The organism is Bacillus sp. D48C (assembly GCF_053345735.1).
On sequence record NZ_JBKFAQ010000002.1, the window covers coordinates 469,837 to 496,310 of the forward strand.

Consider the following 26,474-nt stretch of genomic DNA (forward strand, 5'->3'; position numbering starts at 1 on the left):
CATTTTCCTCCAATTTAGGTTTTAAATTTCAGTTCTACTCCTGTTTAAAAGCAATATCTTTTGAAATGAATTCTGCATCTTTATGAATATCATTCCAACTTTCTTTAGCGGCTTTTAAATCATCTGGTATTAAAGAGAATTTGTGGTCTTGCATAGAATCGATATTATCCAGTAAATCTGTATAATTTGCGCCCATTGTATTCCATTGCTTTTGAATATTTGTTAGAGACAATATCGCTTGATCTACAGTCTGATATAAATATGCCAATGTTTCTTTCGCGTTAGTAAGCGAAAGAACTGCTTGATTAGCACGATCTGCTTTCATACTTAATTCTCCGATTTTGTTAGAAATTTCATTATAGGAGTCCATATGCTTAGATGCTGTGACACCAGCCGCAGTTCCTAGACCGATACCAGCTGCACCAAGAGCCGAGAGTCCACCAACAACAGCCGGTGTTGCTGTACCGCCAGTTACAACAATAACTACCGCTCCTCCAATAGCTGCAATAACTAAAATAGCTGCTCCCAATCCACCACCAATTGACCATGCTAATACATCATCAAAATGTTTTTTCTGAGTAGAACGAAGTTGCTCAATTTCAGCTTGAAGTTGTGGAATCGTTGCCTGTTGACCTGCTAATATTGCAGTTAATCCACCTTTCCCATCTGGACCACCAACATTATTTTTAAAATCTGTAGAATTTTGATATAGTTTCCCTTTGAAGTCTTGTAGCATCTTAATCACATCTGTAACTTCTTTTGAATTTGTATTGATTGTAGTAATTAAATCATTTATACCCTCTTTTAGACCTGCCTTATCTTTCTTTTGTACAGTTTCTACTAATGTGTCGTAATAATTTTGAAATTGTTCATCGTAATTTACAATATTACGAGCAGTTTTTTGAATCTGTGGCTTCGCTGTATCTAACCAGTAATTCGCATTGATTCGTGACAGCTCTTGATTAAGGTGAATATTTTTGAGCAACTCTCCCCCCTCTGAGCCTAAATCGATATTAGATAAATTTACATTTGGTTGCTTAATCATTGTTTTTGCGTATAAATCCATTACTAGAATATGAGACCCTGTTTCAGCTAATGCTTTCTTCAGTCCTTCGGGGCCTAATGCATAATTGCCTACTTTTTGTTCTTGAGCGGTCGTTTCTTGTGCAAATGCATGAATAGTGTTACCGGTAGTAGCAGTTATAACAGTTGCTAATGTAGCTAAAGTTAGTACTTTGAATGGAAATTTTTTCATGACTATTCTCCTTCTTTCGCTAAATGCTTATAATCTGTATGAATTCCCTAAAAACGCAATATTAAAATTTATATACTTGTTCTTCAAGGTAACTTATTACATTTTTTAATTGTCTTAATGTATCTTTTTGAGACTGCTCGTTAGTTGTATCAACATTAGTAGATAATTTTGTAATGCTATTTTTTATTAGATTTAAATCTTCTTTATAGCGCTTTAGTAGATCCAGTTCTACATCTACTTGATTTGCAAACGTATGCAAATCATTTTGTGTAAGAAGAAGCATTGATTTTTGTAAATCAGCTATTGATAGTTTCGTTGTTAAATCATATATTTTTTGATTTTGTTTCTCTAAATCATCTAAATATGCTCGCTGTTCTGCTGTTAATTTATTTACTTCAGCAAAAACGCCAAATGTTTTCTTAATCTTTTCGGTATCAATGACCTTCATCAGGTCATACTCTTGTGTTTTTGCTGCGGCTGCGGCTGCTATTTCACCTTGTTTGCTTTTCTCAATTGCTTCACGAGCTGCTTTTTTTGCTGATTCAATCTCTAGAGCAGTTTTACCTTGTTCTGTCGCTTCTTGCGCCGCTTTTTTCTCCGCTTCTAGAATAGAGTTGTTAATTTCTTTTCCTTTGTTATACGCTGCCACCCCTGCTTGAGCAGCTGGTTCAATAATTTCTTTTGAAAGACTATAAACTTCTTTGAATATAGCAAATCCCTGCTCATTTAAAGCTCCTGGTATTAATGCAATTTGCTGTAAATCATTTTGAATTGCTTTTTTGGTATTTAATATTTCATTTTTTAACTGATCTATTTTTCCTGTTCCATCTGTACTTAGTATGCCTTGCGCAGTTGCCACATTAGTATCAAAATCTTTTAATTTTTTATCAAGCTGTAATTTAAGATCTGTTAATTCATTGATTTGTCGTTGCGCATTTTCTTGATTCGTCATAGCCATTTCTTGAAGTACTTCAAGTCTATCCGAAAATCCTTCTCTATCTTCTTTATTGTCTACAAACGATTTTAATGTCGGGTAATAACTATTAAATTTTGTTACAAATCCTTTACTTTTTGAATTTAATAGAATTAACTGTGGATAGAGTTCCGATGACCATTCCTTCATATCTTGTTTGATTAGGAATTGATTGGTATTTAAAGCTGGGACTTCCTCTAGCTGTACATTAGGACTCATTAAAGATTGATCAATATACGTTTGGATTAATTTAGATTGCGCACCTAATTTTCGTAATGAAGAGGAAATATCCATGCCTTCCTGTTGAGTTTCCGCTTGAACGATTGGTGTTGCGAGAGTATTGATAGGAATAGTTGCTCCAGTTACAATGGATGTGACTAATAATCCTGTCATTATTTTAGTTTTCATTCCGTACACTCCTTTACCATTGTTTTTATAACTTAATTCATATAACTTGTACGACCGCTCTCTTTGTAAACTGGATAAGAAGGAGAAATCTTTCAGATACGTTAATATCGTTGTTTTTTACTTCTAATAGGATGTAAGGATTTTATTTATCTCTCATTTCGATACTCTATTTTTTTAAATATAAATAACAAAAATTTATTAACTATATTTGAATCAGGCACCTTATGAGTAGTAAATTATTAATTCTTTCCTAAAGTTGCGGTTTAACTTACAGAATCGTGAGGATCAATAAACCAATGCTTACAGTTAATCTTGTCATAACATTGTTTAATTTCAATTTGATAATATCCCTCTTAGTTTTGTCAGCAAACTCCTTAGTAGACAACAAAAGGTGAAATTATACTGTACATTGCTTATACTTTTATTGCGGAATAACTTCACTTTTGTTATGCAGAAACTTAGAACACGTTTATTACCAATTTGATTCTTGACCTCTTGTAAATAAATTGACTATTTAGAAAATTATTAAAGACATAATGTTACTTATAACTTCACTATAATTCCTATTAGCGTAACCTTCTCCTTTCTGTCTGGTCATACCAGTTATGTTGTTCATTAAAACATTAAATTTTTAATGCGTAAATAGAAAAATTTTGTCGATTACGCTCGATAATTTACTGTTAAATAAAAATATGAACCGAAAAAAATTATATAAATATAGTTATTCGTAAATTTCATTTCTGTAATTGTAATGATTACAAATTAATGTGTATACGGTTAAAAATAACTATTTTAGCTCAACCAAGAAATTTTATTTTAGAAAAAATACTTATAGAATAATATAATAGGTTTTTTTATACTTTTTTACCTTTATTTAGTTATGTATAATTGCATAAAATGTAGATATATTTAGTAATATATGTTATATTATTGATTTTTTTACGAAATATCCTAATATCATTATTAATAAATATATAATATGAAGATATTAGTCTATAAACTTATCATCGTTATAAACATAGGTTTTAAATTACAAAAAAGCTGCAAAGCTTCCTTGGAACACTTTGCAGCCTTCTATCTTTTTGTTTCCTTTAGCAAAATAATGGTTAGTGAATTTTCATTTTTTGGGATACTTACACCCATGTTTAAGTCTTTACATTGGAGACAGTAGATAACAAACTTATATTATTGTATATTTTTCACGGTACTGCCTAGGGGTCATGCTAGTGATTTTTTTGAAAACTCTTATAAAATAACTTTGGTCATTAAAGTTAAGCCAAGCACAGATATCTGATAACGAATAAGTAGTGAGTGTTAATAATTTCTTTGCTTCTTCCACTCGTTCCCTTTGAATATATTCGCTTAAAGTAATTCCCATTTCTTTTTTAAATAGTTTAGACAGATAAGTAGGCGTAATTTCTAAATGATTAGCAAGTTCATTCAGAGATATTCCATCGTAAACATTTTTATTAATATGTTTTATACATGTAGTAACCGCGTAAGAATACTTTTTTGCATTGTATTCTTTCACACGATCTGCAAAAGTACGTAAAGCATCCCCTGACAATCGCTTTACAGATTCTACATTATCTAATTGTTCCAGGGTTTGTATATATAAAATACTATGAGCAAAAGCAATATCTGGTGGCAGGTTTCCTTCTATTGCATATCGAGTGGCTAAGGTAATCGCAATAATTCCAAGGTTTTTTTGATTCCTGAGCGGATCCTCTATTAGCATAAGTTCAACATCTTCTTGCGAAACCGCATACATATACTGTATTAACTTTTTTTTATTCCCTTCTTTAATAGTCGAAAAGAAATCATTTACTAATGACATATTGTGCGTTTTAGGTTTGTTTTGTCGACGTTTTAAAATATATAAATCAGGTTTCACATTTTTATTAGGAATTTCCTCTAGTACTTTATTTTTTTCCAAGACAATATCTACATCTAACTTTTCATTGAAAATCATGTAATGTAATAAAATTCCCATATCAATTAATGTAGTTTTTTTAATCTCAGATAAACACTGATAATAGGCAAGTCTTTCTTGAATGTTATCATTTGATTTAAATTCTTTCTGAAATTTTATGATCATATCATCTGAATCTTTTGGATGTATAGTAGGACCGATTATAATAGTCCCTTTAATATCATCATGATTTTCTATATGAATTAGAACAAAATTTTCAAGATAGTTGTTACTTCGGAAAAGTGGCAAGTTAAAGGGATCGTTTTCTTGATAAATATCACTAAGATGTTCTTCTTTTGAAGAATAAAAAGGACTACAAACATTATCAGATGTAGAATGATATAAAATTTTTCTGTCTGCAGATAAAATATGTACAGGGGCATTAAATGCTTTATGTGCAAGATCACACAAGTGTTGTATATCGATAGAAGTATTCATTACATTCTCCTTTATAGATCCATAAAATATATTCTGTTAGATATAATTCACGACAAATAATACTATAAAATATCAAATTAGTACAATTCACAACAAAATATTACTATATCTTTTTTATAAAAATCATATATTATTTAATTGTAGTTAGCATCTAAATATCAGAGTAGATAAGTAAACGAAATAAGCTAAGTTCTTTTCTTAATTCTACAAGATATAATTATTGAACTTGAGAAAACAGTGAAGCACTACAAAATACAGTGATAGTCAATGCGAGGACCGAGATAGAAAAATATTACAAATAAAACGAAAGTAACAGGAGATACTGTACCACCGCAAGAAATAACAGTCAAAGTTCCAATTCAATCATTTATACAAATTGAATTCAAAAAATAAATACTGCTAATTTAAATATGAAACTGAAAAACTATTTTGCTCCAAATTTTAGAAAAAGATAATAAAGAAGTCGTGAAATCGGAAAAAGAGGAAAGCGATACGGCTATTTTTGAAACACTATGTTTTGAAAAGTACAAGGTGGAGGAAATTCAAGTGCTCAATTAAACATTTAATTGAGAGAAAGGTCTTTTCATCAACTAAAAATAAAAATAAAAATAAAAAACGAATGGAATATTCAAAAAATGACACTATATTACTGGTCGTAACATTAGTTTTACTTTCCACAAAAGAGGGAAAAATATATAGACTTTACAAATACTAAGAATAGCAAAATAGCTAGTTTTATTACCGCATCACATAAAGTGAAACTTTAATCAGTGGGGGTTTTGTTCATCCCCCACTGATTATTAGCCCACACAAATCGGGATTTTACAGACAGTTGATCCCCCACCTAACTTCTTTGCTTCCGCTGAATTTTGAGGTGGGGGTCTTACTGCCCGGCAAATAGCGGGATAAACTTATTATTAATTTCCAAACACAATAGTTGTTAATCAACAAAAAACTTCAATAATTAAGGTACACAGTAAATTGATCTCAAAACAGTAATTACTACAGTATCAGTTTTTACTTATTCTATAAAAAAAGAAATATCACTTAATAATCATTACTTTATATCAATTTAGACATAAAACATTTTATTATATCGGCTTAAGTATTATGGAATTAAAATTATAAATAACACCAAAACCCTTTTAAGGGATCATACATCGTTCGTATCGAATTTATCACCTTTCGATACCTATGTCATTAACACAACTAAAAAAGATTATTACAAAGGAATCTGAGAGGTTTTTTCAATTTCGAAATTTATTTTTTTGTAAATTAAAGGAAAAATAATCCGTATATATACGGATTATTTTCTTAGTGTAATCTGTATTGACCTGTTAACTGTTTTTCAGCCATTCAAACTAAGCGTTTTGTAAACTCTCCACCGATCCGAACCATTTGCAGATGATGTGATGTATCAGGTCCCAGTGTGACTCTTAGTTCAAAAGCAATTTCATACTTCATTTGCTCAATAGTACTTGTAGTAGCAGAAATAAGAATTTCCTTTGTATTACTTTCGTATCTTTGAATATTTATAATTGCACTTCCAATATATTTATAAATAACATGTGCCTACTTATGCTATTTATGCATAAGCGACCTAATTTCTTCCAGTATTTTTATAGGAACCCTTTCCCTCCCCTTATTCCACCAATTAAATTTGAAACACAAATGTACATTACATTTCAATATAACAATAAAAGCTACAAAAGCAACGAATTTACTATTTTAAAGTTAAGTGTTTAACCTTGAAGTACTTAAATTCTTTTTTCCAGATAAAGCATACATTATATCTTGATGTTTTATTGTCCTCTTATAATTATGTGGTATCGGGAATTTATTTCGGTGTTCTTTTATTATAATTAAAGTTTGAAGTTCTATGCTCAATACTTTTGCGAGAACATGATAGTTATATCCATTGTTTAACAGAGAAATTATGTCATAAAACATAGTTTTTCCACCCACTAATTTTACTAATTTATTCTTTAACTCCTCCCCTTTTTCTTTAGCTTCATCAATTTCTAACAACATAGATTTTTTATTTGTCTGCTTAATGTATTGAGTATACAACTCTGGGAATTCTTTTTGTACTTCTTTGTTTAATACTGGTTTATATTTAATCATATAAGTAACTTGTAACAATGAGCGTTTTAACAAACTATCTTCAATGAGATACGCTACTTTATTAAATAAATGTACATATTCCTCAATATTGGAATAACTATTAAAATGAGCTAATACTCTACTTTTTATACTAAAAGCCTTGCCTACATAAATAATATTGTCATTATAATCTTTAATGAAATAAATACCACTGTCAGATTTTTTCAATTTATTATCCAATTCTTCTATACTCATAAAATGCAATTCACTCATACTTCTCTCTCCTTAGCAGTTTTAAATCGTAAAAAACAAGCAAGGTTTCTAAAAAAGTACTTAGCTGCCCTAACATCTCTTATTTTATCTCTTGCTAAATGTCAAAAAACTGTTTCTATGTTACTCAACTATCAATATGATTATTAATAAAATTTTCTATCGTTATTATCTCGCAATTTTATCATGTAATTTCGAGATCGTTTCCTCATTTAAATTACTGTGTTTTATCGAATAAAGGAAATATATTACTACCCCAATAGTAATCCAAATACTAAAGTACACCCATGTCCTTAACGGTAAATTTAGCATTAAAAACACACAGCATACAATTGCAACGCATGGTAATACAGGTACAAAAGGTACCATAAATCCACGTTTTAAATTTGGGTGTGATTTACGTAGAATAATAACTGATAGACAAACTAACGCAAACGTCACCAAACTACCGATATTAACTAAATTAACTAATTCTTTCAAATCAATAAACCCAGCTATTATAGAGCTCCCTATTCCTGCCAATCCAGTTATAAAAGTGGGTGCTCCAGTTTTCTTATTAACTTTCGCAAATGATTTCGGTAACAATCCATCACGACTCATTGCAAAGAATACTCGTGTTGCTGCATACATATTGGAAAAAATAACAGCCATAAGGCCAATTACAGCACCTGCAGCAATTGCACCAGCGACTTTTCCTTGTCCTACCACTTCCATTACATAAGCCATTGCCTCAGGGACATTTAATTCTTTATAGGAAACCATTCCTGTTATAACAAGGCATACGATAACATAAATAATTGTACATATGATTAATGATGCAATAATACCGATGGGAAGATTACGCTTCGGATCTTTTACTTCTTCTGCTGAAGTTGCTAATATATCAAAACCTGTGAAAGCGAATAAAATAGCTGCTCCCCCCGTAAAAACCCCACTTAAACCGTATGGTGCAATTGGTATCCAGTTCATTGGTTTTACATAGAATATACCAACTGTAATAAACAACAAAATCATACCAATTTTAATCAATACCATTATATTATTGATTCGTTTACTTTCCCTCGTACCACGGGATAACATCCATGCTAATATCAATGTAATGATTACTGCTGGTAGATTCACAATACCACCATGTGAAGGGATCGTTACTAGAGCTTTAGGTATCTCTAATCCAAATCCTTTTATTAAATTGTGGAAATAGCCTGTCCATCCAGCAGCGACAGCCGCTGTTGCCACAATATATATTAACAGCAATGACCAACCTACTAGATGAGCAACAAACTCACCAATTGTTGCATATGAGTACGTATATACACTACCAGACGCCGGGAGTGTGGAAGCAATTTCTGCGTAACATAATGCTATAAATCCGCATATAATTGCTGCAAGTACAAATGAAAAAATAACTGCTGGACCAGCATCTCTTGCTGCTACTAATCCAGTTAACACAAGAACCCCCGTTCCAACTATCGAGCCTACCCCTAACATAATTAAATCAAATGCTCCTAATGTTTTCGTTAAAGTCTTGCTTTGATTATGCTCTAACAATTGTGTAACGGATTTCTTTTTTAGTAAATTACTCATATTTTCTGTATCCCCTTTAAAATAAGGTTTATTCTTCTCGTTAGTGTTGTATATAAATTTACTTAGTTATTAACTAGCCTCATAATATTTCTTTTACATTAAATAGATTTGAAATATTATATAAATTCGCTTCTCACTTACTAGTTAAACTAGACATTTCCATAGATTTTTGCGTACAACGTTTCATAGCTGAAATGATAGCTGTTCTTAAACCTTTTTCTTCTAGCGTTACTACAGCTTCTATCGTCGTTCCACCTGGAGAACAAACCATATCCTTCAATTCACCTGGATGTATTCCTGTTTCCAATACCATTTTTGCAGAACCTAATACAGCCTGAGCCGCAAATTTATAAGCTTGTTTTCTCGGCATACCGCCAAGTACAGCAGCATCTGCCATGGCTTCTATAAACATATACACATATGCTGGAGAAGAACCACTAATAGATGTAACAACATCCATTAGTTTTTCATTTATGACCTCCGTCTGGCCGAAAATATTAAATATGTTCAGTACCTCTTTTATATCTTTTTCTGTAACCATTTCATTAAAACATAACGCAGACATTCCTTCTCCAACAAGTGCCGGTGTATTAGGCATTACTCTAACAACTTTCAACTTTCTACCAAATTCATTCTCAGTGCTCTTAATACTTTTTCCTGCAGCAATAGTTACAACGATTACATCATTTTTTATTTGATCTTTTATTTGGTTAATTACCGATGAGTATAAATCTGGTTTGATTGATAAAATTAAAATGTCAGCGCTGTTAGCGACTTCATTGTTGTTAGTAGTTATAGTTATGCCATATTCATTACTAGCATTTTTTAAATTAATGACATTTAAATCTGAACAAATTATTTGATCTGGAGAAACTATATTTTTTTTAATCATCCCACCTATCATAGCAATACCCATGTTTCCACATCCGATAAAACCTATTTGTTTATTCATAATAATTTGCTCTTGCTCCTTCTACTCTAAATTTTATTGATTTTGAAATTATTATTCTAAATAAGGGCTATTACAATTACTTGGTTTATCAATAGAATTTCAAAATTCTCCTTCCTATATAGAGCTTACATATACCTCTAATAACTTCTTTGCTTTCGCTGAATTTTGAGGTGTGAGTCTTACTGCCCGGCAAATAGCGGGATAAAATCATTTCTTTAATCTATAATAAGAAGGACATAAAAAAAACAAAAAGTTACAAAAATTTTCAAATTAAAACTTTTATAACTTTTTGTTTTGATTCAAATATAATTTCAATTAAGGTATCTCATCGTTTTAAACTTGACGCTCCATAATCTTGTATAGTTACATTTATATGATATTTAATCGGTACTTTACTAAATGTTTGATCCCAATCTTTTTTGACTTTCTCCCATGTTCTCGGGTGTTTAATTCTTAATTGGTTGCCAAAACCCGCAATATCGACTTGATATTCTTTTTGTATTTTTTTTGTAACATGATGTACTAAGTGCTTTACTTCTTTTTCAATAGCTTTTTCTTCCTTTTTTAAAAATTCATTTTCAAAATCTTTTCCTGATTGCATCCAATTTTCAGACAAACGCCCTTCTGATTCAATGTTTACATCAAAGGAAATATTATTTCCGTTAACATGTGGTATGATTTTGCTTTTTATTGACTTTATTTCGTATATAATGAGTTTCTTTGATTCTTTATCAAAAGTTTTTACCACACCACCATTCCTTTTTCCGTTTATCCATACTACTCCTTCCAATTCCTGTTCATTTAAAAAGCCCATCAACTTTTTTGTCTTCCCTTTAATTACAGCAGCTCCTGCAAATTTTGTTTCCCCTTTTATCGAGATTACATTTTGCAAAAGAAAACTGGACCCTGACCGCATCTTTCCTTCCAATTTAGCGAGCGATACAGGAGGTAAAATCCTTGTTGTTCTATTTCTATTATCTGCAATTCCAGACAAACGAAATGCTGGAATTTCTCCTTTTTTGTTTGATTCCAGTACCTCCTTCGCTAGCCCCTTGCTAATTAAGAGCATACAGCTAAGCCGAACTTCATTGTCACGGAGATACTGTTCAAGTAATTGTTCTAAACTGTATGTACGTACAAGACTATCACTAATAACAATGTTTTTTAAATGTGGGCTGAACATTGTGCTCTCTCTTTTCAATGAAAACTCACGAACAATTTGATGAATGGAATCACCTGTCTCAGAAACATTAATATAACGTTTTTGTTGTCCATTTCCTTTACTTTGTGCTTGCGAACTAACAATTTGATAAGTAGCTGTTATAAGATTTCTTTTAGGATAACCTCCTTCCTCATCTTCTTTCTCAATTGTTGAATTCTTCCCTTTATCTAGTGCTATACCTGCAGTTAAACTCAACTCTTCTACTTCTTTACTGCTCCAACATCCTGTTAAAAACAGAAGCAAAAGCGTCCATAACAAAGCAAAATAGAACCGCATATAATTAAATTTATTTTTCACACTACTCCTCCTTTTAATCGCGTAATAATAAGAAGAAGCAGTGGCAGTAAACCAAATAAAAATAAAGCAGCATTACCGAGCATATCCCCCAATTTAAGCAAGTCATTTATATTTTTCGAAGTCATAGCAATGATGTAAATGATTGGAATCAAAGCAAAAATAAACGGATGAATACTCTTTTTAAAGAGTTGCGCTAATCCTAATGCAGCTGCATAATAACTAATCGTATAGGTAGCAAATATTTGCATAATCCATATTACAAGCAGTAAAGATTCAAAACGTTCAAATATCAATCCAGAAATTTCAAAACTGCGCATAAGGTCAATTGTCGGCCATGTTCTTGTTACAACCCCATCAATTGATAATGCACCAATGACCATTACAACAGTTATTACATAAAAGATTAACGGAATAGAAATTCCAACTAAAATAGCTTTTACTGCTTTATTTCGTTGTTCCATAAATACCAAAAGAATTAACATAATTTCAGGACCTGTATATGCGAGAGACGTTGTTTTTATCCCATCTAATACTGGTTTAATTCCCAAACCTAATACGGGACGGAGATTATCTATCTCGAATATTCCGATGCTCATAAAGGAAATGATTAAAAAAATAAAAACAGTAATAGGAAATATTATTTCAAACATCCGTGCAATTGAATTAATACCACTCATAATCAAATAGAGACCTATCCACATAAAAGGCATAACAATAGCCCATGTGGGGGTTCCTTCGAGCAAAAAAAAGCTTATTACTTCTGCCATTGAACGAATTTGAAATGCTGAAGTTGTAAGAAAATACCCTATAATAAGAAAACTAAGCAACCTGCCTATCCATTTCCCTACAATATCTTGACTGTATTGGTAAAATGTTTTTTCTGGAAACTGCTGACTTAATTTGACCATAATTACTCCTGAAACCATTGCCAGTATTCCACCTAATATCACACTTATCCATACATCTGGTGTTTTCACTTTTTCCACAGATGCTCTAGGCAGAGTGAGAATTCCTGTCCCAAGTATGTAATTTACAATAATAACAACTGCCTGTGAAGTTGTTATTCGGTCTTTAAGTTTAGTAATCACTGAAGGCCACTTCCTTTCGTCATCAGCTACCTTTTGCGGATATTTTTTTGGGTATGCATTATTTTTGGTCGACGTCTCATTATTTTTAATGGCATGCGAACCATAAAATCTTTCCAGTCACTGAATCGATATGGAACAGCAGGACTGGTATAAGGAACGCCAAAACTTTTCAGTTTCACTAAATGACTGCAAAGTAAAAGAAAGAAGAGAATAACTCCATACAAACCAAATATCGCAGCACAAAACATAGCTACAAAACGAAGAATGCGTAACGTAATTCCTACACTATATTGTGGAATAGTAAAAGAAGAAATAGCTGTTACCGCAACAACGATAACCATTATTGGACTAACAATTCCTGCTTCTACGGCAGCTTGACCAATTATTAAACCGCCCACAATTCCCATTGCAGGTCCAATCGGTTTAGGCAGACGTAAACCTGCTTCTCGCAAAACTTCGATAGCTACTTCCATAATTAACGCTTCTATTAAAGCGGGAAAAGGAACTCCTTCTCGCGATCCGATAATAGAAATAGCGAGCTTAGTGGGAATTAATCCTGGATGAAATGAAATAAAAGAAATATACAGTGCTGGAGCAAATAATGAAACAAAAGCTGTCATGAAGCGTAATAAGCGGAGAAGCGTACCAGGAAGCCACCTTTCATAATAATCTTCTGGTGATTGCAGCAGCATACTAAATGTAACTGGAGCAATTAAAACAAATGGTGTTCCATCTAACAAAATAGCTACTCGACCTTCCATTAAAGCACTAATAACACGATCAGGTCGTTCTGTATTTTGAATCTGTGGAAAAGGACTTAGATAATTATCTTCAATGAGTTGCTCTATATAACCAGATTCGAGTACACTGTCTATGTCAATTTTCTGAATTCTGTTTTTTACTTCATCCACCAATTCTGTACTAGCAAGATCTCTAATAAATGCGACAACTAACTCTTTCTTTGCACGTTCTCCTACTGGTAGCTTTACTAATGATAAGCTCTCATCCGCACAATGTCGTCGCAAAAGTGAGGTATTATCACTTAATACTTCAGTAAAACCGACCCGTGGCCCTCTGACTAATGCCTCCGATACTGGTTCTTCAATGTTTCGTTTATTTGCTTTTGTTGTACCAAGAATAAACACATCTGCTAAACCATCAATTAAAAGAGCTGTTGAACCTATCAATACTTTGGGTATTAAATCTTTTATGTAATGGACTTCTGCTACTTCACTAATTGTAAGAACTTTATTTTTAATATATTCTTTTGAAACAGTCCCCTCCACATAAGAAGTTTCATTTTTATATTCATCAGAAAAATCATCCATTAGTAATTTCATAATATGTTTGTCAATTATCTCTTTATCTGATAGGCCATCAACAAAAACGATCCCAGCCTGAATATCTGTGCGTCCAATATTAAACTTCCGAAAGCGAACATCAGAATTATGTCCGATTTGTTGCTTTATAAGTTCTAAGTTAGAGGCAAAATCATTTGTGAAATGAACGATTGCATTTTGAGAAGGTTTATGCTCTTGTTTCGTTTTACTTTGAATATTATTTTTTTTCACTTGTTTGTCTCTTGACTTCCACCAACTCATTCTTCCCACTCTTTCTCTGACATACGAACCCAATGAAAAACTCTTGAGATAGTATACGGAATTAAAAACAAGATAAAAGCTTGTACAAAGACTTTCCAATCTGGAAGATAAGAAGTAATTATGTTCCACATTTTTATCACCCAATTTATATACTCTGCTAGGATTGAGATTTCTAAAAAACGATATGTACTTAATAAAAAATAACGATAAGATTAAAGAGCAGAAAAGCGATACTTTATGCTTATTTAGTACCAATAACCTAATTAGTATAAAAACATTTCTGACCTAAAATACCATTTCCAATTATAATTTGTTAAATATTATCTCCTTTTCCGTTATTTATATGCCCGCATTTGAATTTCAAATAATATAAGGATCAATGATATTTCCTCTTAAAGAAAAAAAGATGCTAGAAGATAGCATCTTTTTTTAAATTCAACTTACTATGTATTTATATTTTATTGTGAAAATACTCGTTTTTTTTAATGAATATTAATGTTTAAAAAAATAAAAAATACATATTCTTTTGTTCTAAGTTCATACACTTCTACCAAATCGATACGGAATTTTCTGATTTTAAAATCAATATGAAATAAAGGAAAATACTCTCTTAGAAAAACTATATAAAACAAATAACATGAAAACAATTATCAATCTAGCAATTGAAAATAATAATTAGCAAGAGTTTATCATCTTAACTCCAGGTGTATTCGTTTTGCTTCAAAATAAAGAACTTGAATAAATTTTTTCGTATCAATACGAGCAGGTAATGTTGGTTCATTATTCAATTCTGTCATCTTTCTCCTTACGGTAGTAAAATCAAAAAATCTAGAAGCATAATTTTCGAACTTCGGGTTTAAAAAATCAGTAAGTCCAAGGGATGCTAAATGGTTTAATGATTGATAAATAGCTCTCCGAATCCGTTGTTTGGAAGCTTCTATGAACCTTTTTAATTCGGCATCTTCAGCTGAATCCCCAAGTTTTTTTTGAGCCAAATTCATAAAAATCTCTTTTAGTGAGGGAAAGCCTTGTTCCAACGTGTTATCTTGTTCATATTTATATAAATAATCTAGCATATCCATTAAATCTTTACTTCCACTTTCACTGGCTATTCCTAATTCAGACAAAAGAAAATGAATGGAATTTTGAAAATGATTGAAAGTATTTAAATGTTTTTCATTACGGTATTTTTCTTGCACACTTGAATTACTATCCAATTTTAGTACCATATTAAGCGATTCTTGAATGTTTTTTATTGATTTTTCCAAACGAATTCGTTCAATGACTTTCCGAACAACTGTTAATACTTCAATCCGGTTAATTGGCTTAATAATATAGTATTCAACACCAAGCGAATAAGCTTCAGCAATTAATTCTTTTGATTCTACTTGAGAGACCATGATGATTTTCCCTTTAAACGAAGGCTTTATTTGACGAATTGTTTTTATTCCATCTTGATTCGGCATTAACAAATCGATAAATAAAATGTCTATATTTTTAAGGATTACCATTTGTTGCTCTAAAGATAAACCATCCTCAGCTTCTCCTATAACCTCCCCAAGATCTTCATCCTCGATAATTTGAGCCAACATTGAGCGAACCGCTTTTTCATCATCTACTATATAAAAATACATAGAATCACCCTTTCGAAATTATATGATCAATCCCTAATCTAATTATAAAAATTGATCCTTTTCCTTCGGTTCTGTCCCCAAGCGTAACATCACCTTCAAGTTGTGCGACCATTTCTTTAACATACGATAATCCGATACCTGTCGATGGATTGCCTAAATCATCATATTTAGAAGTAAACCCAGGCTCAAAAATTGAATCTTTATATTTTGAAGAAATACCAGGACCATTATCGCCTATTTGAAATTCAACAAAATGGTGGTCTTTATTAATGTCAATTGTGATGGTTCCCATACCTTGGATAGCTTCTACAGCGTTTGTAACGATATTATTTATAATAGATAAGATTGTATAAATATGATAATGAGGATGCACACCATCAATTTTATACACAAATTGGATATCTTTCTCTAACAACTGTGCATATTTCGTATTTGCCCGTATAATGATATTTACTAGTTCATGTACAGACATATAATCTGTAAAACTTTCATCAGAAATTAGTTTTGAAAGTCCCGCAAAAATACGTTGGTTATCCTTTTTAACGTCATGGACCTCACCAGCAATTTGTAATGCCTGTTGCCTTAAATCCTCAAACTGAAAATCCATCTGTTTATGCTCAAAAGAGTCTAAAGTTTTATATAAATCATAGGATTTTTTTGTTATATTCTCAGCATCTTGTAATGTTTTTTTTAAATGAACAGCATCTTCATATAAATTAGAGATGAGCATGAGCATATGTTCATTTTGTTTCTTTATATGTCGCTCCCTTGATTGTGCTTCATACAATTTCATCATATTGAAAAAGCTTAGAACTATAAAACTATGGGAACATGCGATAACAATGATCTCATTTATTGCCTCGGATGTGATCGATGTTTTTAATACGAAATATTGAATCATTAATTCCACACAGTCTGACAGTATTTCAATCATGCAACCAATAAAACCAATCATTAGTGGTTGATGATAAAAACGTTTGATTTTTGCTAAATGAAAGAGATACGAATAAGTAAAATAAAAGAAAAAACTAGGATAGTGAGTATGAAAAGCGGCTAGCCAATCCATATTTTCCTTTATAATGACATCCATTGAGATACGAAATACTACCACGACTATCGCTGTTAAAAAACCCGGTAAAAATGCTGGAACTCGTCGAAACAATAACAAAAAAAAGAAAAATGTTGGTGCACCAAAGCTCATTCTAAATGTTTCATTTAAGGGAAATGACTTTATTTCACCTACTAAGGGTACTGTAAGTATCATTAAAACGAGAATATAGATGTCTTTTTTTACTAAATTACTAAGATTCAAAATAATCACTTCTCACTTTCGCCTAACAGTCAGTATACAAACCTATTTGCATTAATACAATACTTACTCTATTTTTTTCAAAAACTGATAAATAAGTTATAAACGAAAGCATTATAGATTGTGAGTATTCATTACACTCTTCTACTTTAGAAAGATACTTTATAACTCAAAAATGTTCAGACACAATATAAGGTCTGAACACTTTTGGACTCGCTCTAACACCAAAATATCTGTGCTCCTTTTTAAAATATACTTAAATCCCATTCTTTTGCAATATGTTCTAACAACATAATTCCTGGTAAACTATTCCCATACTCATCAATGGCTGGTCCGTAAATACCAATACCACATCCATCTTGAAACGATAAATCCTTCCTAGATTTTGAGGGAACAAGTGTCATAATTCCGCCGGATACCCCACTCTTAGCTGGTAATCCAATGAAAGCAGCAAATTTTCCAGAAGCGTTGTACATTCCACAAGTAAGCATTAAAGCTTTTGTTAACCTAGCTACTTCTTTAGGGAGCACTTGTTCTTTGCGAATAGGATGATATCCATCATGTGCTAGTATAAGCCCTATTAAGGCAATATCTTCTGTATTTATTTCAATCGAACATTGTTTTAAGTAAACCTCTAGTGTCTCCTCCACATCTGATTCTAGAAAACCATTCTCCTTTAAATAGTATGCTAATGCTCTATTACGATGAGCCGTTTCCCATTCTGATTGAAATACTATTTCATTAATAGCGGGACGCTTCTCTATCATTTTTTCAATTAATACGTATAGAGATTCTAATTTTTCTTGCACCGATGTCCCTGGCAAAAGTGAAGCTATCGTAATCGCTCCAGCATTGATCATAGGATTAAAAGGTTTTCCTGGTTTATGTATCTCTAAACGAATAATTGAATTAAAGGCATCTCCAGTTGGCTCTACGTCAACTCGTTCTAATACATAAGAAATACCGCGACTTAAACAAGCGGCTATAAAACCGATTACTTTTGATATACTTTGTAATGTGAAAGGTATCTCCCAATCTCCTGATTTTATCATTGTTCCATCTGGCTTTACTATACAAATACCTAACTGCGATACATTTATTTCCCCCAGAGCGGGAATATAACTGGCGCTTCGTCCCTTAGCTGCATACGCTCGATAATGAGCTACCCATTGATCTAAGCAAACTTTTTCTTGCCCCTCAACTTGAACGCTAGAATCCTTTATCATTTAATAATATTCCCCCGTACTATTAACTTTATATAGAATGATTTTTTCTTTACTATAATCAATAATATTTGCACTAGAACCAAGAAAAATATTCAGACATATTGCAGTCTGAATATCCTTCTTATTACACACTTTTCTTTTTTGAAGTTTTCTCATAACTATCCCAACATTCAATATTTTCAAGTCCTTTAATGTTTTCTTTATAAAAAATAGGATCTTTACCAGCTTTTTTCTGGTTTATATAATCTTGTAACGCCGCAAATGCTACTTTTGAAAGTAAGGTAATAGCAATTAAATTAATAATAACCATAAAGCCCATAAATAAGTCCGCTAAATCCCATACAATTTGAATCTTTGCAACAGAACCAAATACAATCATAGCCAACACACTTATTCTGTATATCATTAACCACACTTTACTTGTATGTAAGAAGCGAATGTTTGTTTCACCATAATAATAGTTGCCAATTAACGCACCAAATCCAAATAAAAAAACAAAGATAGCAAGACAACCCGATGCCCAAGGGCCTATGTGTTCACTTAATGCTGCTTGTGTAAGTGCAATACCATTTAACCCCGGTTGTTTATATGCATCAGACAGCAAAATAATAAAGGCGGTGCTAGTACAAATGATTAGTGTATCCGTTAATACACCAAATGCTTGAATCAGTCCTTGTTTCACCGGATGACTTGTTGTTGCTGTTGCAGCAACGTTTGGTGCACTTCCCATACCAGCTTCATTTGAGAATAAACCGCGTTTAACTCCATTCATAAGTGCTGCACCAATTGAACCGCCTGCTATTTGTTTAAAACCAAATGCGTTTTGAACAATAAGAGAAAGAACTTCCGGCATTTTTGATATGTTGGTAACTACAACAAATAATGCAACTCCAATGTATAATACCGCTAAAAATACCACCTTGTATTCAGCCATTTTTGCAATACGTTGTACACCACCAAAAATAATCGCAGCGAAAGCAATGGCCATGATTATCCCAACTGTTAGACGATCTGTACCAAATGAGTTTTGAAAAGCAATTGTAACTGTATTTGATTGTACTGAATTGAATACAAGTCCAAAAGTAATTGTGATTAAAATAGAGAATAATACTCCCATCCAACGTTTATTCAACCCTTTTTCCATATAATAGGATGGACCACCGCGGAAACCAGTTTTATCTTTTACTTTATATATCTGTGCTAATGTGCTTTCGACAAAACTAGATGCCGAGCTAATAATAGAAATAATCCACATCCAAAATACAGCTCCAGGACCACCTAATGCAATTGCAATCGCAATTCCTGTAATATTCCCTGTCCCAACGCGGGCTGCCATACCAATACAAAACGCTTGAAAAGGAGAGATTTGATCTTTAGAACCACTTTTCCCCTCCATTAATACACGGACCATCTCTTTTAACATTCGAAACTGTACAAAATTCAATTTAAATGTAAAATAAATTCCGCAAATAACAAGCATAATAATTAACAATTTAGACCATAAAAAATCATTTGTTGATCCGACTAACTCTACAAAAAACCTTTCCATATCATCACTCCACGCCAAAATTTATATATTATAATTTATATAAAATCACCTATATTTCCTGGTATAAATACCTCTTTCATATTCAAATACAACAAGGATAAAAATTTTCTATATTAATCGGATTGGCCTGTTTAAGCAAACAGCACAACATGTAACCGTAAAACTGAAATTTTGAAGTACTTAACGCTTATACAAACGGATGCTCTACCCCTTTCTGCAAACTAATATTTTTATCCACTAACATTGTTGTACTATTATGTTTGTTTCGTTTACCGGTGATTTAAATCATAAAATCAATAGTGATTAACTGGTTATTTGTTAATTTTCTCAAGAACATGGAAATATCTCCTTTCTCACTACTAATCTCAAAAATAGGCTAGATAAAAAATTTATAGAAAAACTATGAAGCGCTTTCAATCTTCAACTAAGAGAAGCTTGTCTTTAATTTATAATTAAAAGTACAGAATGTTACGAAAAAGTACAGATTTTTATAAAAACAAAAAAATATTTTAAGATTTTTCATCTAAAAAAACAGTGAGATTTTGTGAATTTTATACAGTATCCAAACGTCGCGGATGCTGTTCTACCTAACCTCTGACAAGCCTCTATTTTCTTCATAAAAACATGCATATTTTTTCTCTTTTAGAAGTTCACATAAAGTATTTGAAATGAAGAATCAATGGAATATTATAAGAATATTAAAAAAATAAAACATTTAATTTATTTATGTTATCATACAAAAAACATTTGTTTTCTCAATTAATCCCCCTAGTTGGATTCGTCTATATTGCACATATTTACAACAGGAAAGACACTAAGAAAAAAAGATTTTGTTGAAGGGATGAAACATTACAAAACTCTTATTTAGGACCTTATGACATCCTCTTTTCTAGCAATATCGAGTTATCCCAAAAAACGTATATTTACTAACATAGATTACAGGTGGTGTATTGTGAAAGAAATAGTATTCGTTCAAAATAAAAAAAGACTCCTTATGAAATTCGAATTTTTAAAAAAGGATTTAGTGCTTACCATTTCACTGATACTAGCAATTGTAAGCTGCTTAATACATTCGCCAAAGATCGAATATATTAACTTTGAAGTGTTAATTAGCTTATTTAATCTGATGGTAGCCATTAAGGCCTTGGAACAGCTAAAGATATTAGACAAACTTGCCGTTGCGATTTTAAATAAATGCAATAACAGCAGGTCAATATCTATTATTCTAATTTTGTTATGCTTTATTTGCTCCATGTTTGTAACAAATGATGTTGCTCTCCTCACTTTTGTACCAATAACACTTGTCATTAGTAAAAAAACACAAATGAACATGATGGAGACAATCATCCTGCAGACAATTGCAGCAAACATCGGTAGTAGCTTGATGCCTATGGGAAACCCACAAAATTTATACCTATATTCTTACTATGGAATTAAGCTCATCCCATTTTTAGGTTCAATTCTGCTTTTAGCTGTACTTGGAATTAGTTTATTATTTATATTTACTCAAAAACTTCAAAAAACAGATTTGAAAATAGAACTACCTGTTATTACCGTGAAAAATCGAAAAAAAGCTACCGTCTGGATTTTGATACTTATTACTATCATTGCATCTATTTTTGGTGTTATTAATTATTACATCGCGCTAATAGTCACACTGATAGCAGCATTTACGTTAGATAGAAACTTACTATTTAAGATCGATTACTTTCTTCTAATAACCTTTGTCTGTTTTTTTATTTTTATCGGAAACATTTCCCATTCCGATGCACTGGGGACATTTGCTCGCCCTAATTTAAGAGGAGATACTTCAGTCTTCTTTAGTTCCATATTTTTGAGTCAATTGATTAGCAATTTTCCTACTTCAATTCTTCTATCAAACTTTACTTCTGATTGGAAAGCTTTATTACTAGGAGTAAATATTGGAGGGCTTGGAACAATTATCGCATCTTTAGCCAGTGTAATCTCCTATAAACTATTCATTCAGGCCAATGTTAAAGAGAGTAAGGCATATTTAATTAAATTTAGCATTTACAACTTTTCATTTTTAATCATACTTACATGTATACAATACTTTATCTTTAAATTTCTAAAAATTTTTTAAAAAATTGATTCCTTTAGAAAAACCCAAATTTCTCAGCATTAAATTGAGAAATTTGGGTTTTAATATAGGTATGTTTAAAGAGCTACAACAAAGTTACCATCAATTTAATATTTTGAGATGTTCCCAAAGCGAAAACCTTTTAGCTTTTACGTTATTTAATAGAGTTCGGTTCATTTTTTATGCACTCAGTTATATAATAAATGACTGAATTTATAGGGTAATAACTTTCAATTAATAATAGAAATATAACTTATTACAATGTTATTTCATTTTTGAAGTCCTCTTCACAAAATCTTTAATGTCCCTCAATTTTTTTCCGCTAATATTATCTTTGATCGTTGAATCTATTTCAATTTCTAATTTTGCAAATGCTGCTCCTACACAATTATAGATACTTGATCCAAAAGCAAGATGTCTTGCAGTACCACTAAATGCCTTTTTAATATCAATGTCAGGACGATAAACGGTGAATTTATCAAACCTTTCAAATACGTTAGAGTCACAATTTGTTGCACCAATCATACAGTAGTATCCACATAACTAGTTACATTCTCCTTTTTCTATTGTTAATAGCTTCGTAATAAAAGCTGTTAAACAGCAAAAGTGCGAAGTCTTAAATTAGACTTCGCACCTTATACAAATTTACAATCCGTGACGATACCAACACAAATGCAATACTATATACATAATCACTCATTATATGTGTTGCTCTTTTAATTGGCCAATGTATAAACAAATCCTTTTACTTAGCCATCCTTCATGATTGGCTTGATTGTTTCTAGATACTTAATCCCTCTATACTCATTTCAAGCGGTAATCCATTCCGATGGAAATTACAAATGACAAAATTTATCCGTTTTTCCTACTTGCTAAATTCAGCAAGTAAAATGTTTTTAAAAAATTCCGGGTTATTAATGTTTAAACTGTTCGAATTGATAGCGAGTATATGTTTACCTCCAAGTGTTCCACCAACAAAAGTGGAAAACCCTGGAACGGCCCCCCTGTGTCCCCATACCGAGACACCGTTCGGAAGCTTAATTTCAAGGATTCCAAGACCATATCCGGTTCCCTCTCTATTTGTAGGAACTGTAGTAAGCATTTGTTTTAACTGCTGTTCCTTCAGTAATTTGCCACCTAGTAAGTAAGAGAAGAATTTGCTTAAATCGTCAGCAGTAGAAATCATATCTCCATCCGAGCTACCTGGGTTAATATAAGTAACGTCTTTTAGCTCACTCGCTCCGTCTAGTTGCAAATAGCCACGGGCATGCTTAGTCCCTGGAATCACGCTTGAATTGCCAGGTAGGAATGTATTTGACAAATCAAGCGGTTCAATAATCCGATTTTCAACCTCTTCGGCATAACTGTTGCCAGTTACTTTTTCAATAAGGATCCCCAGTAATACGTATCCTGTGTTTGAATAAGACCAACCCTTTCCTGGGGCAAAGTCTGGGGGAAGTGAAATCCCCATCTTTACAAATTCTTCAGCCGTATACGATTTTTTTATATCCGTAATATCAAAGTCTTTTGAATTTATATAGTCAGCAATACCACTTGTATGATTCAATATTTGCCGGATAGTAATCTGGTTACCATCATATCCGTTTCCTTGAATCACACCAGGTAACCATTTTTCAATTGAGTCGTCTAGATTCAAACGGTTCTCTCCAGATAATTGAAGTAGAACTGTTGCAATGAACGTTTTCGTCACACTGCCAATGCGAAAGCGAAAATCTGCTTTCATTGGTTTCTTAGTTCTCAAATCCGCTATCCCAGCACTATAACTCCAAGTTTTACCCCCCTTAGAAATTTGAGCGAGTATTCCCGGGTATCCAAGTTGCAGTTCATCTCGCATTGCTTTCTTAACGGAAGTACGATCGCTTTTCGTACTTGTTTGTAACGAACTAGATACATTTTGCGTAGGTTCTGCTTTTACAATTGATGTTGGTGTTATGTATAACAGGGAACTTCCAGCTATTAAAAGTGCTAGACTTGCACATGTAATTTTACTGCGTGTTTTCATAAAGAATTCCTCTCTTCTATTAAAATTGTATAGATAGTTGATAGCAGTGTCATATACGAACCACACAGCTATCCATTCTCCCAATGATGAAAAGGCAACAATGCATTTGCAATCATTGTACTCATTATTTTCACAAAACACTCTTGTTACTGATTGTTATATATAGGCCGTACTTATCCCCCCTTCACGACTCCTTATATTTTTATCCTACACAATGAAAATCTCTTTTTTCTTACCTATTCCTTACAAATTCCTTACATACAAAATCACTTGTACACTAGGGTTGAAGTAGCATCTGTGCCCGAAAGCGCAAAAAACACCGATGCTTTTCGCTTCAGTGTTTTTGCGCTTTACATATTGAAGATTCGTTTTACTCTTAACAGGTTAAACTGCTAATTTTTTCTAATGCGATTATTCTTCTTGCTATATAAAACAAATTTCATTGTGTTATATGAAACACTATGAAATTTGTCATTAAGGCATATTATTCTAAATTTATTGATGTACTTGAGATGGACTCACTTTTTGAATTTGAACAAGTATATCAAACGCTTTACCTAATGATATATCAACAGTTTTTGGTATATCAGGCCCTTCGGTAGTTATTCCAGCGAAAATTGGATGTTGTTCGTGTAACCAAGTTTTTGTCACGCCGTTCGCCTTACGTAAATCAATAAAAAATTGATCTTTTTTGACCTGTCCAAAAATGTAGTTATAACTGTTTGGATCATCCAATTTTAATGTTCCATAGGGGCCAAATTCACCGTCACTATTAATTGGCCACAGTAAGACTTTATTTCAAACCCACAAAAAATAGATTACCTGTACAATAAAAAGTATAGGTAATCTATTTTTTTTGAGATTAATAAAAACCTAATTTATTTTTTGAATTCTTCCATCAATAATAGACTGAATTGGTTCTTTTGATTTTTTTATATAATCTACTAATGCTTCAAAATCAGTTGGTCCTGTTTCAGCATCTTTACCGTTTTTAAAAGATACAAATCCATCTCCACCTGAAGCTAGAAATGCGTTAGCAACGACGCTGTAAGTTTTCGAAGGAATAATTTCTTCTCCATTTGTTAAGCGAATACTTGTTACTTTTTCTCCATTAGGCTTGTTCGCATCCCAAGTGTATTGGATCCCTGAAATTTGAAGCATTCTTGTTATGTCTTTTTGCCATTGTTGATTTAAAATATCACGAATGTCTTGACCTGTTAAATTTACTTTTATTAATTGATTTCCGAATGGTTGAATACCATATATCTCTCCCCATGTAATATCACCAGCATCTAAGTCATTACGAATACCACCAGGATTCATAAGTGCAATTTGGGATTGCATTGTTGCACGCTGGGCATCAGCAACCAAATTTCCGAGAGTAGATTCACCAGCCGTATTGAGTTTGCGATCTAGTGGAGCAATAGACTTACCTACAACTTCATTAACAAGAGGTGCGATTTTTGCTTGATATTTCTCCATCTTCTTCTTTATTTTTTTATCAGGCTCCATGCCTTCATGGTAAGTTGTAACAATTTCTGCTTTTTTCTCAACAATATCTTGTGTCTTACGGTCAATCTTTACATCAACATCAGCAAAAGCCATACCATATGAATTTGCTTGTACGACAAGTTTATTATTAACAGTTCCATTTACATACGTGTGGCTATGCCCACCAAAAATAACATCGACTTCTGGATCAGTCTCATTTGCTAATCGGACGATATCACCATTCGTTACGCCGTTCCCATCTGTTGTACCTCCGTTATGTGCAAGAACAACGATAGATTTAACGCCTAGTTTTTTTAATTGCTTTACGGATTTGTTAATAGCTTCAACTTCATCTGTAATTTCCACATTCTTTAGCATAGTAGGCATAACAAGGTTAGGAACATCCGTTGTTACAACTCCGATAAATCCAACAGGAACTCCTTGTACCTTTTTTATAGTGAATGGTGGTAAAAATAAACGACCGGTGGATTTATTATAGAAATTTGCAGCAACATATGGGAATTTTGCTCCTTTAAAATTCCCTGTTTTCTCATGATATCCACCATAAATAAGGCGGTTCATTTCCGCAACACCTTCATCAAATTCATGATTTCCTATAGTTCCAACATCGAATTTCAAATCATTTAGAAATTCAATCGTAGGTTCGTCTTGTAATAATGCTGAAACAGGAGTACTTGCTCCAACAACATCGCCAGCATGTACCTTTAATGTATTCGGATTTTGTTTTTCACGATCACGTAAATAAGCCCCTAAGTACTCAATTCCCCCTGCATCTTTATTGTTAATTTTTTTTACAGTGTCTAGTTGCCCATGAAAATCGTTAATACCGAGCATTTGCACATCTATGTAGCGGTTTGGTTCTGTACTCGCTTGGATTGAAGGCGCAGCAAATACACTAGTAAAAGTAACTGTACTTAATGCTAAAGCAACTGGAATGATTTTTTTCAACATAAAATT

General features: G+C 32.3%; 19 protein-coding genes and 1 pseudogene. 2 read left to right on the top strand and 18 right to left on the bottom strand.

The features are described 5' to 3' along the window. Positions 1-34: 34 nt before the first annotated feature. From hblD to ACLBXA_RS07560, 3 genes are all read right to left on the bottom strand, one after another. Positions 35-1,255, bottom strand: coding sequence for a hemolytic enterotoxin HBL lytic component L1 (gene hblD / locus ACLBXA_RS07550; protein ID WP_000714435.1), 1,221 nt, complete (start codon positions 1,253-1,255; stop codon positions 35-37). A 61-nt stretch (positions 1,256-1,316) separates the two neighbouring features. Further along, a complete protein-coding gene (gene hblC, locus ACLBXA_RS07555) occupies positions 1,317-2,636 on the bottom strand; it encodes a hemolytic enterotoxin HBL lytic component L2 (protein WP_000850235.1) in 1,320 nt (439 codons plus the stop codon). Positions 2,637-3,816: 1,180 nt separating this feature from the next. Continuing rightward, positions 3,817-5,046 carry a helix-turn-helix domain-containing protein gene (locus ACLBXA_RS07560; RefSeq protein WP_001097907.1) on the bottom strand — a complete coding sequence of 410 codons (1,230 nt, stop codon included), beginning with the start codon at positions 5,044-5,046 and terminating at the stop codon, positions 3,817-3,819. Positions 5,047-5,475: 429 nt separating this feature from the next. On the opposite strand from ACLBXA_RS07560, the gene ACLBXA_RS07565 reads away from it, so the two are divergent. Beyond that, positions 5,476-5,604: a hypothetical protein gene (locus ACLBXA_RS07565; protein ID WP_003281887.1), complete on the top strand. Its 129-nt coding sequence runs from the start codon at positions 5,476-5,478 to the stop codon at positions 5,602-5,604. A gap of 798 nt (positions 5,605-6,402) precedes the next feature. On the opposite strand, the gene ACLBXA_RS07570 is transcribed toward ACLBXA_RS07565, so the two are convergent. The 11 genes from ACLBXA_RS07570 to ACLBXA_RS07620 form a co-directional block, all read right to left on the bottom strand. Next, on the bottom strand, positions 6,403-6,582 hold the full coding sequence (locus ACLBXA_RS07570; RefSeq protein ID WP_042598237.1) for a small, acid-soluble spore protein, alpha/beta type: 180 nt from the start codon (positions 6,580-6,582) through the stop codon (positions 6,403-6,405). A gap of 198 nt (positions 6,583-6,780) precedes the next feature. Next, the gene (locus ACLBXA_RS07575) at positions 6,781-7,422 is read right to left on the bottom strand and encodes an excinuclease ABC subunit C (protein ID WP_001292159.1); all 642 of its coding nucleotides are present in this window, start codon (positions 7,420-7,422) and stop codon (positions 6,781-6,783) included. A 165-nt stretch (positions 7,423-7,587) separates the two neighbouring features. Beyond that, positions 7,588-9,003, bottom strand: a complete 1,416-nt coding sequence (locus ACLBXA_RS07580; RefSeq protein WP_098900423.1) for an amino acid permease — start codon at positions 9,001-9,003, stop codon at positions 7,588-7,590. 133 nt (positions 9,004-9,136) lie between these two features. After that, a complete protein-coding gene (proC, locus tag ACLBXA_RS07585) occupies positions 9,137-9,955 on the bottom strand; it encodes a pyrroline-5-carboxylate reductase (protein WP_001041290.1) in 819 nt (272 codons plus the stop codon). A gap of 325 nt (positions 9,956-10,280) precedes the next feature. After that, positions 10,281-11,474: a Ger(x)C family spore germination protein gene (locus ACLBXA_RS07590; RefSeq protein ID WP_000790795.1), complete on the bottom strand. Its 1,194-nt coding sequence runs from the start codon at positions 11,472-11,474 to the stop codon at positions 10,281-10,283. After that, entirely contained in the window at positions 11,471-12,562 is a 1,092-nt protein-coding gene (locus ACLBXA_RS07595; protein ID WP_000628928.1) for a spore germination protein, read from the bottom strand. Before ACLBXA_RS07595 ends, ACLBXA_RS07590 begins: the two co-directional genes overlap by 4 nt. Before the next feature lie 26 nt (positions 12,563-12,588). Beyond that, positions 12,589-14,163, bottom strand: a complete 1,575-nt coding sequence (locus ACLBXA_RS07600; protein WP_000119224.1) for a spore germination protein — start codon at positions 14,161-14,163, stop codon at positions 12,589-12,591. Positions 14,164-14,852: 689 nt separating this feature from the next. Continuing rightward, positions 14,853-15,797, bottom strand: coding sequence for a response regulator (locus tag ACLBXA_RS07605; protein WP_000274088.1), 945 nt, complete (start codon positions 15,795-15,797; stop codon positions 14,853-14,855). A gap of 4 nt (positions 15,798-15,801) precedes the next feature. Beyond that, positions 15,802-17,118 carry a sensor histidine kinase gene (locus ACLBXA_RS07610; protein ID WP_000584811.1) on the bottom strand — a complete coding sequence of 439 codons (1,317 nt, stop codon included), beginning with the start codon at positions 17,116-17,118 and terminating at the stop codon, positions 15,802-15,804. Positions 17,119-17,351: 233 nt separating this feature from the next. Beyond that, positions 17,352-18,332: a glutaminase GlsA gene (glsA, locus tag ACLBXA_RS07615; protein ID WP_000588648.1), complete on the bottom strand. Its 981-nt coding sequence runs from the start codon at positions 18,330-18,332 to the stop codon at positions 17,352-17,354. Positions 18,333-18,456: 124 nt separating this feature from the next. Continuing rightward, positions 18,457-19,881: an alanine/glycine:cation symporter family protein gene (locus tag ACLBXA_RS07620; RefSeq protein ID WP_000439283.1), complete on the bottom strand. Its 1,425-nt coding sequence runs from the start codon at positions 19,879-19,881 to the stop codon at positions 18,457-18,459. Positions 19,882-20,833: 952 nt separating this feature from the next. Here ACLBXA_RS07620 and ACLBXA_RS07625 point away from each other — a divergent pair. Beyond that, positions 20,834-21,985, top strand: coding sequence for an anion transporter (locus ACLBXA_RS07625; RefSeq protein ID WP_447617157.1), 1,152 nt, complete (start codon positions 20,834-20,836; stop codon positions 21,983-21,985). 261 nt (positions 21,986-22,246) lie between these two features. On the opposite strand, the gene ACLBXA_RS07630 is transcribed toward ACLBXA_RS07625, so the two are convergent. From ACLBXA_RS07630 to ACLBXA_RS07645, 4 genes and pseudogenes are all read right to left on the bottom strand, one after another. After that, complete coding sequence (locus tag ACLBXA_RS07630; protein WP_000578627.1) at positions 22,247-22,507, bottom strand: hypothetical protein; 261 nt, start codon at positions 22,505-22,507, stop codon at positions 22,247-22,249. A 340-nt stretch (positions 22,508-22,847) separates the two neighbouring features. Further along, positions 22,848-24,071, bottom strand: a complete 1,224-nt coding sequence (locus ACLBXA_RS07635; protein WP_015945838.1) for a serine hydrolase domain-containing protein — start codon at positions 24,069-24,071, stop codon at positions 22,848-22,850. 429 nt (positions 24,072-24,500) lie between these two features. Then, a pseudogene (locus tag ACLBXA_RS07640) lies at positions 24,501-24,779 on the bottom strand (erythromycin esterase family protein); the annotation flags it as partial. A 99-nt stretch (positions 24,780-24,878) separates the two neighbouring features. Then, the gene (locus tag ACLBXA_RS07645) at positions 24,879-26,468 is read right to left on the bottom strand and encodes a bifunctional metallophosphatase/5'-nucleotidase (protein WP_044783657.1); all 1,590 of its coding nucleotides are present in this window, start codon (positions 26,466-26,468) and stop codon (positions 24,879-24,881) included. Positions 26,469-26,474: the final 6 nt, after the last annotated feature.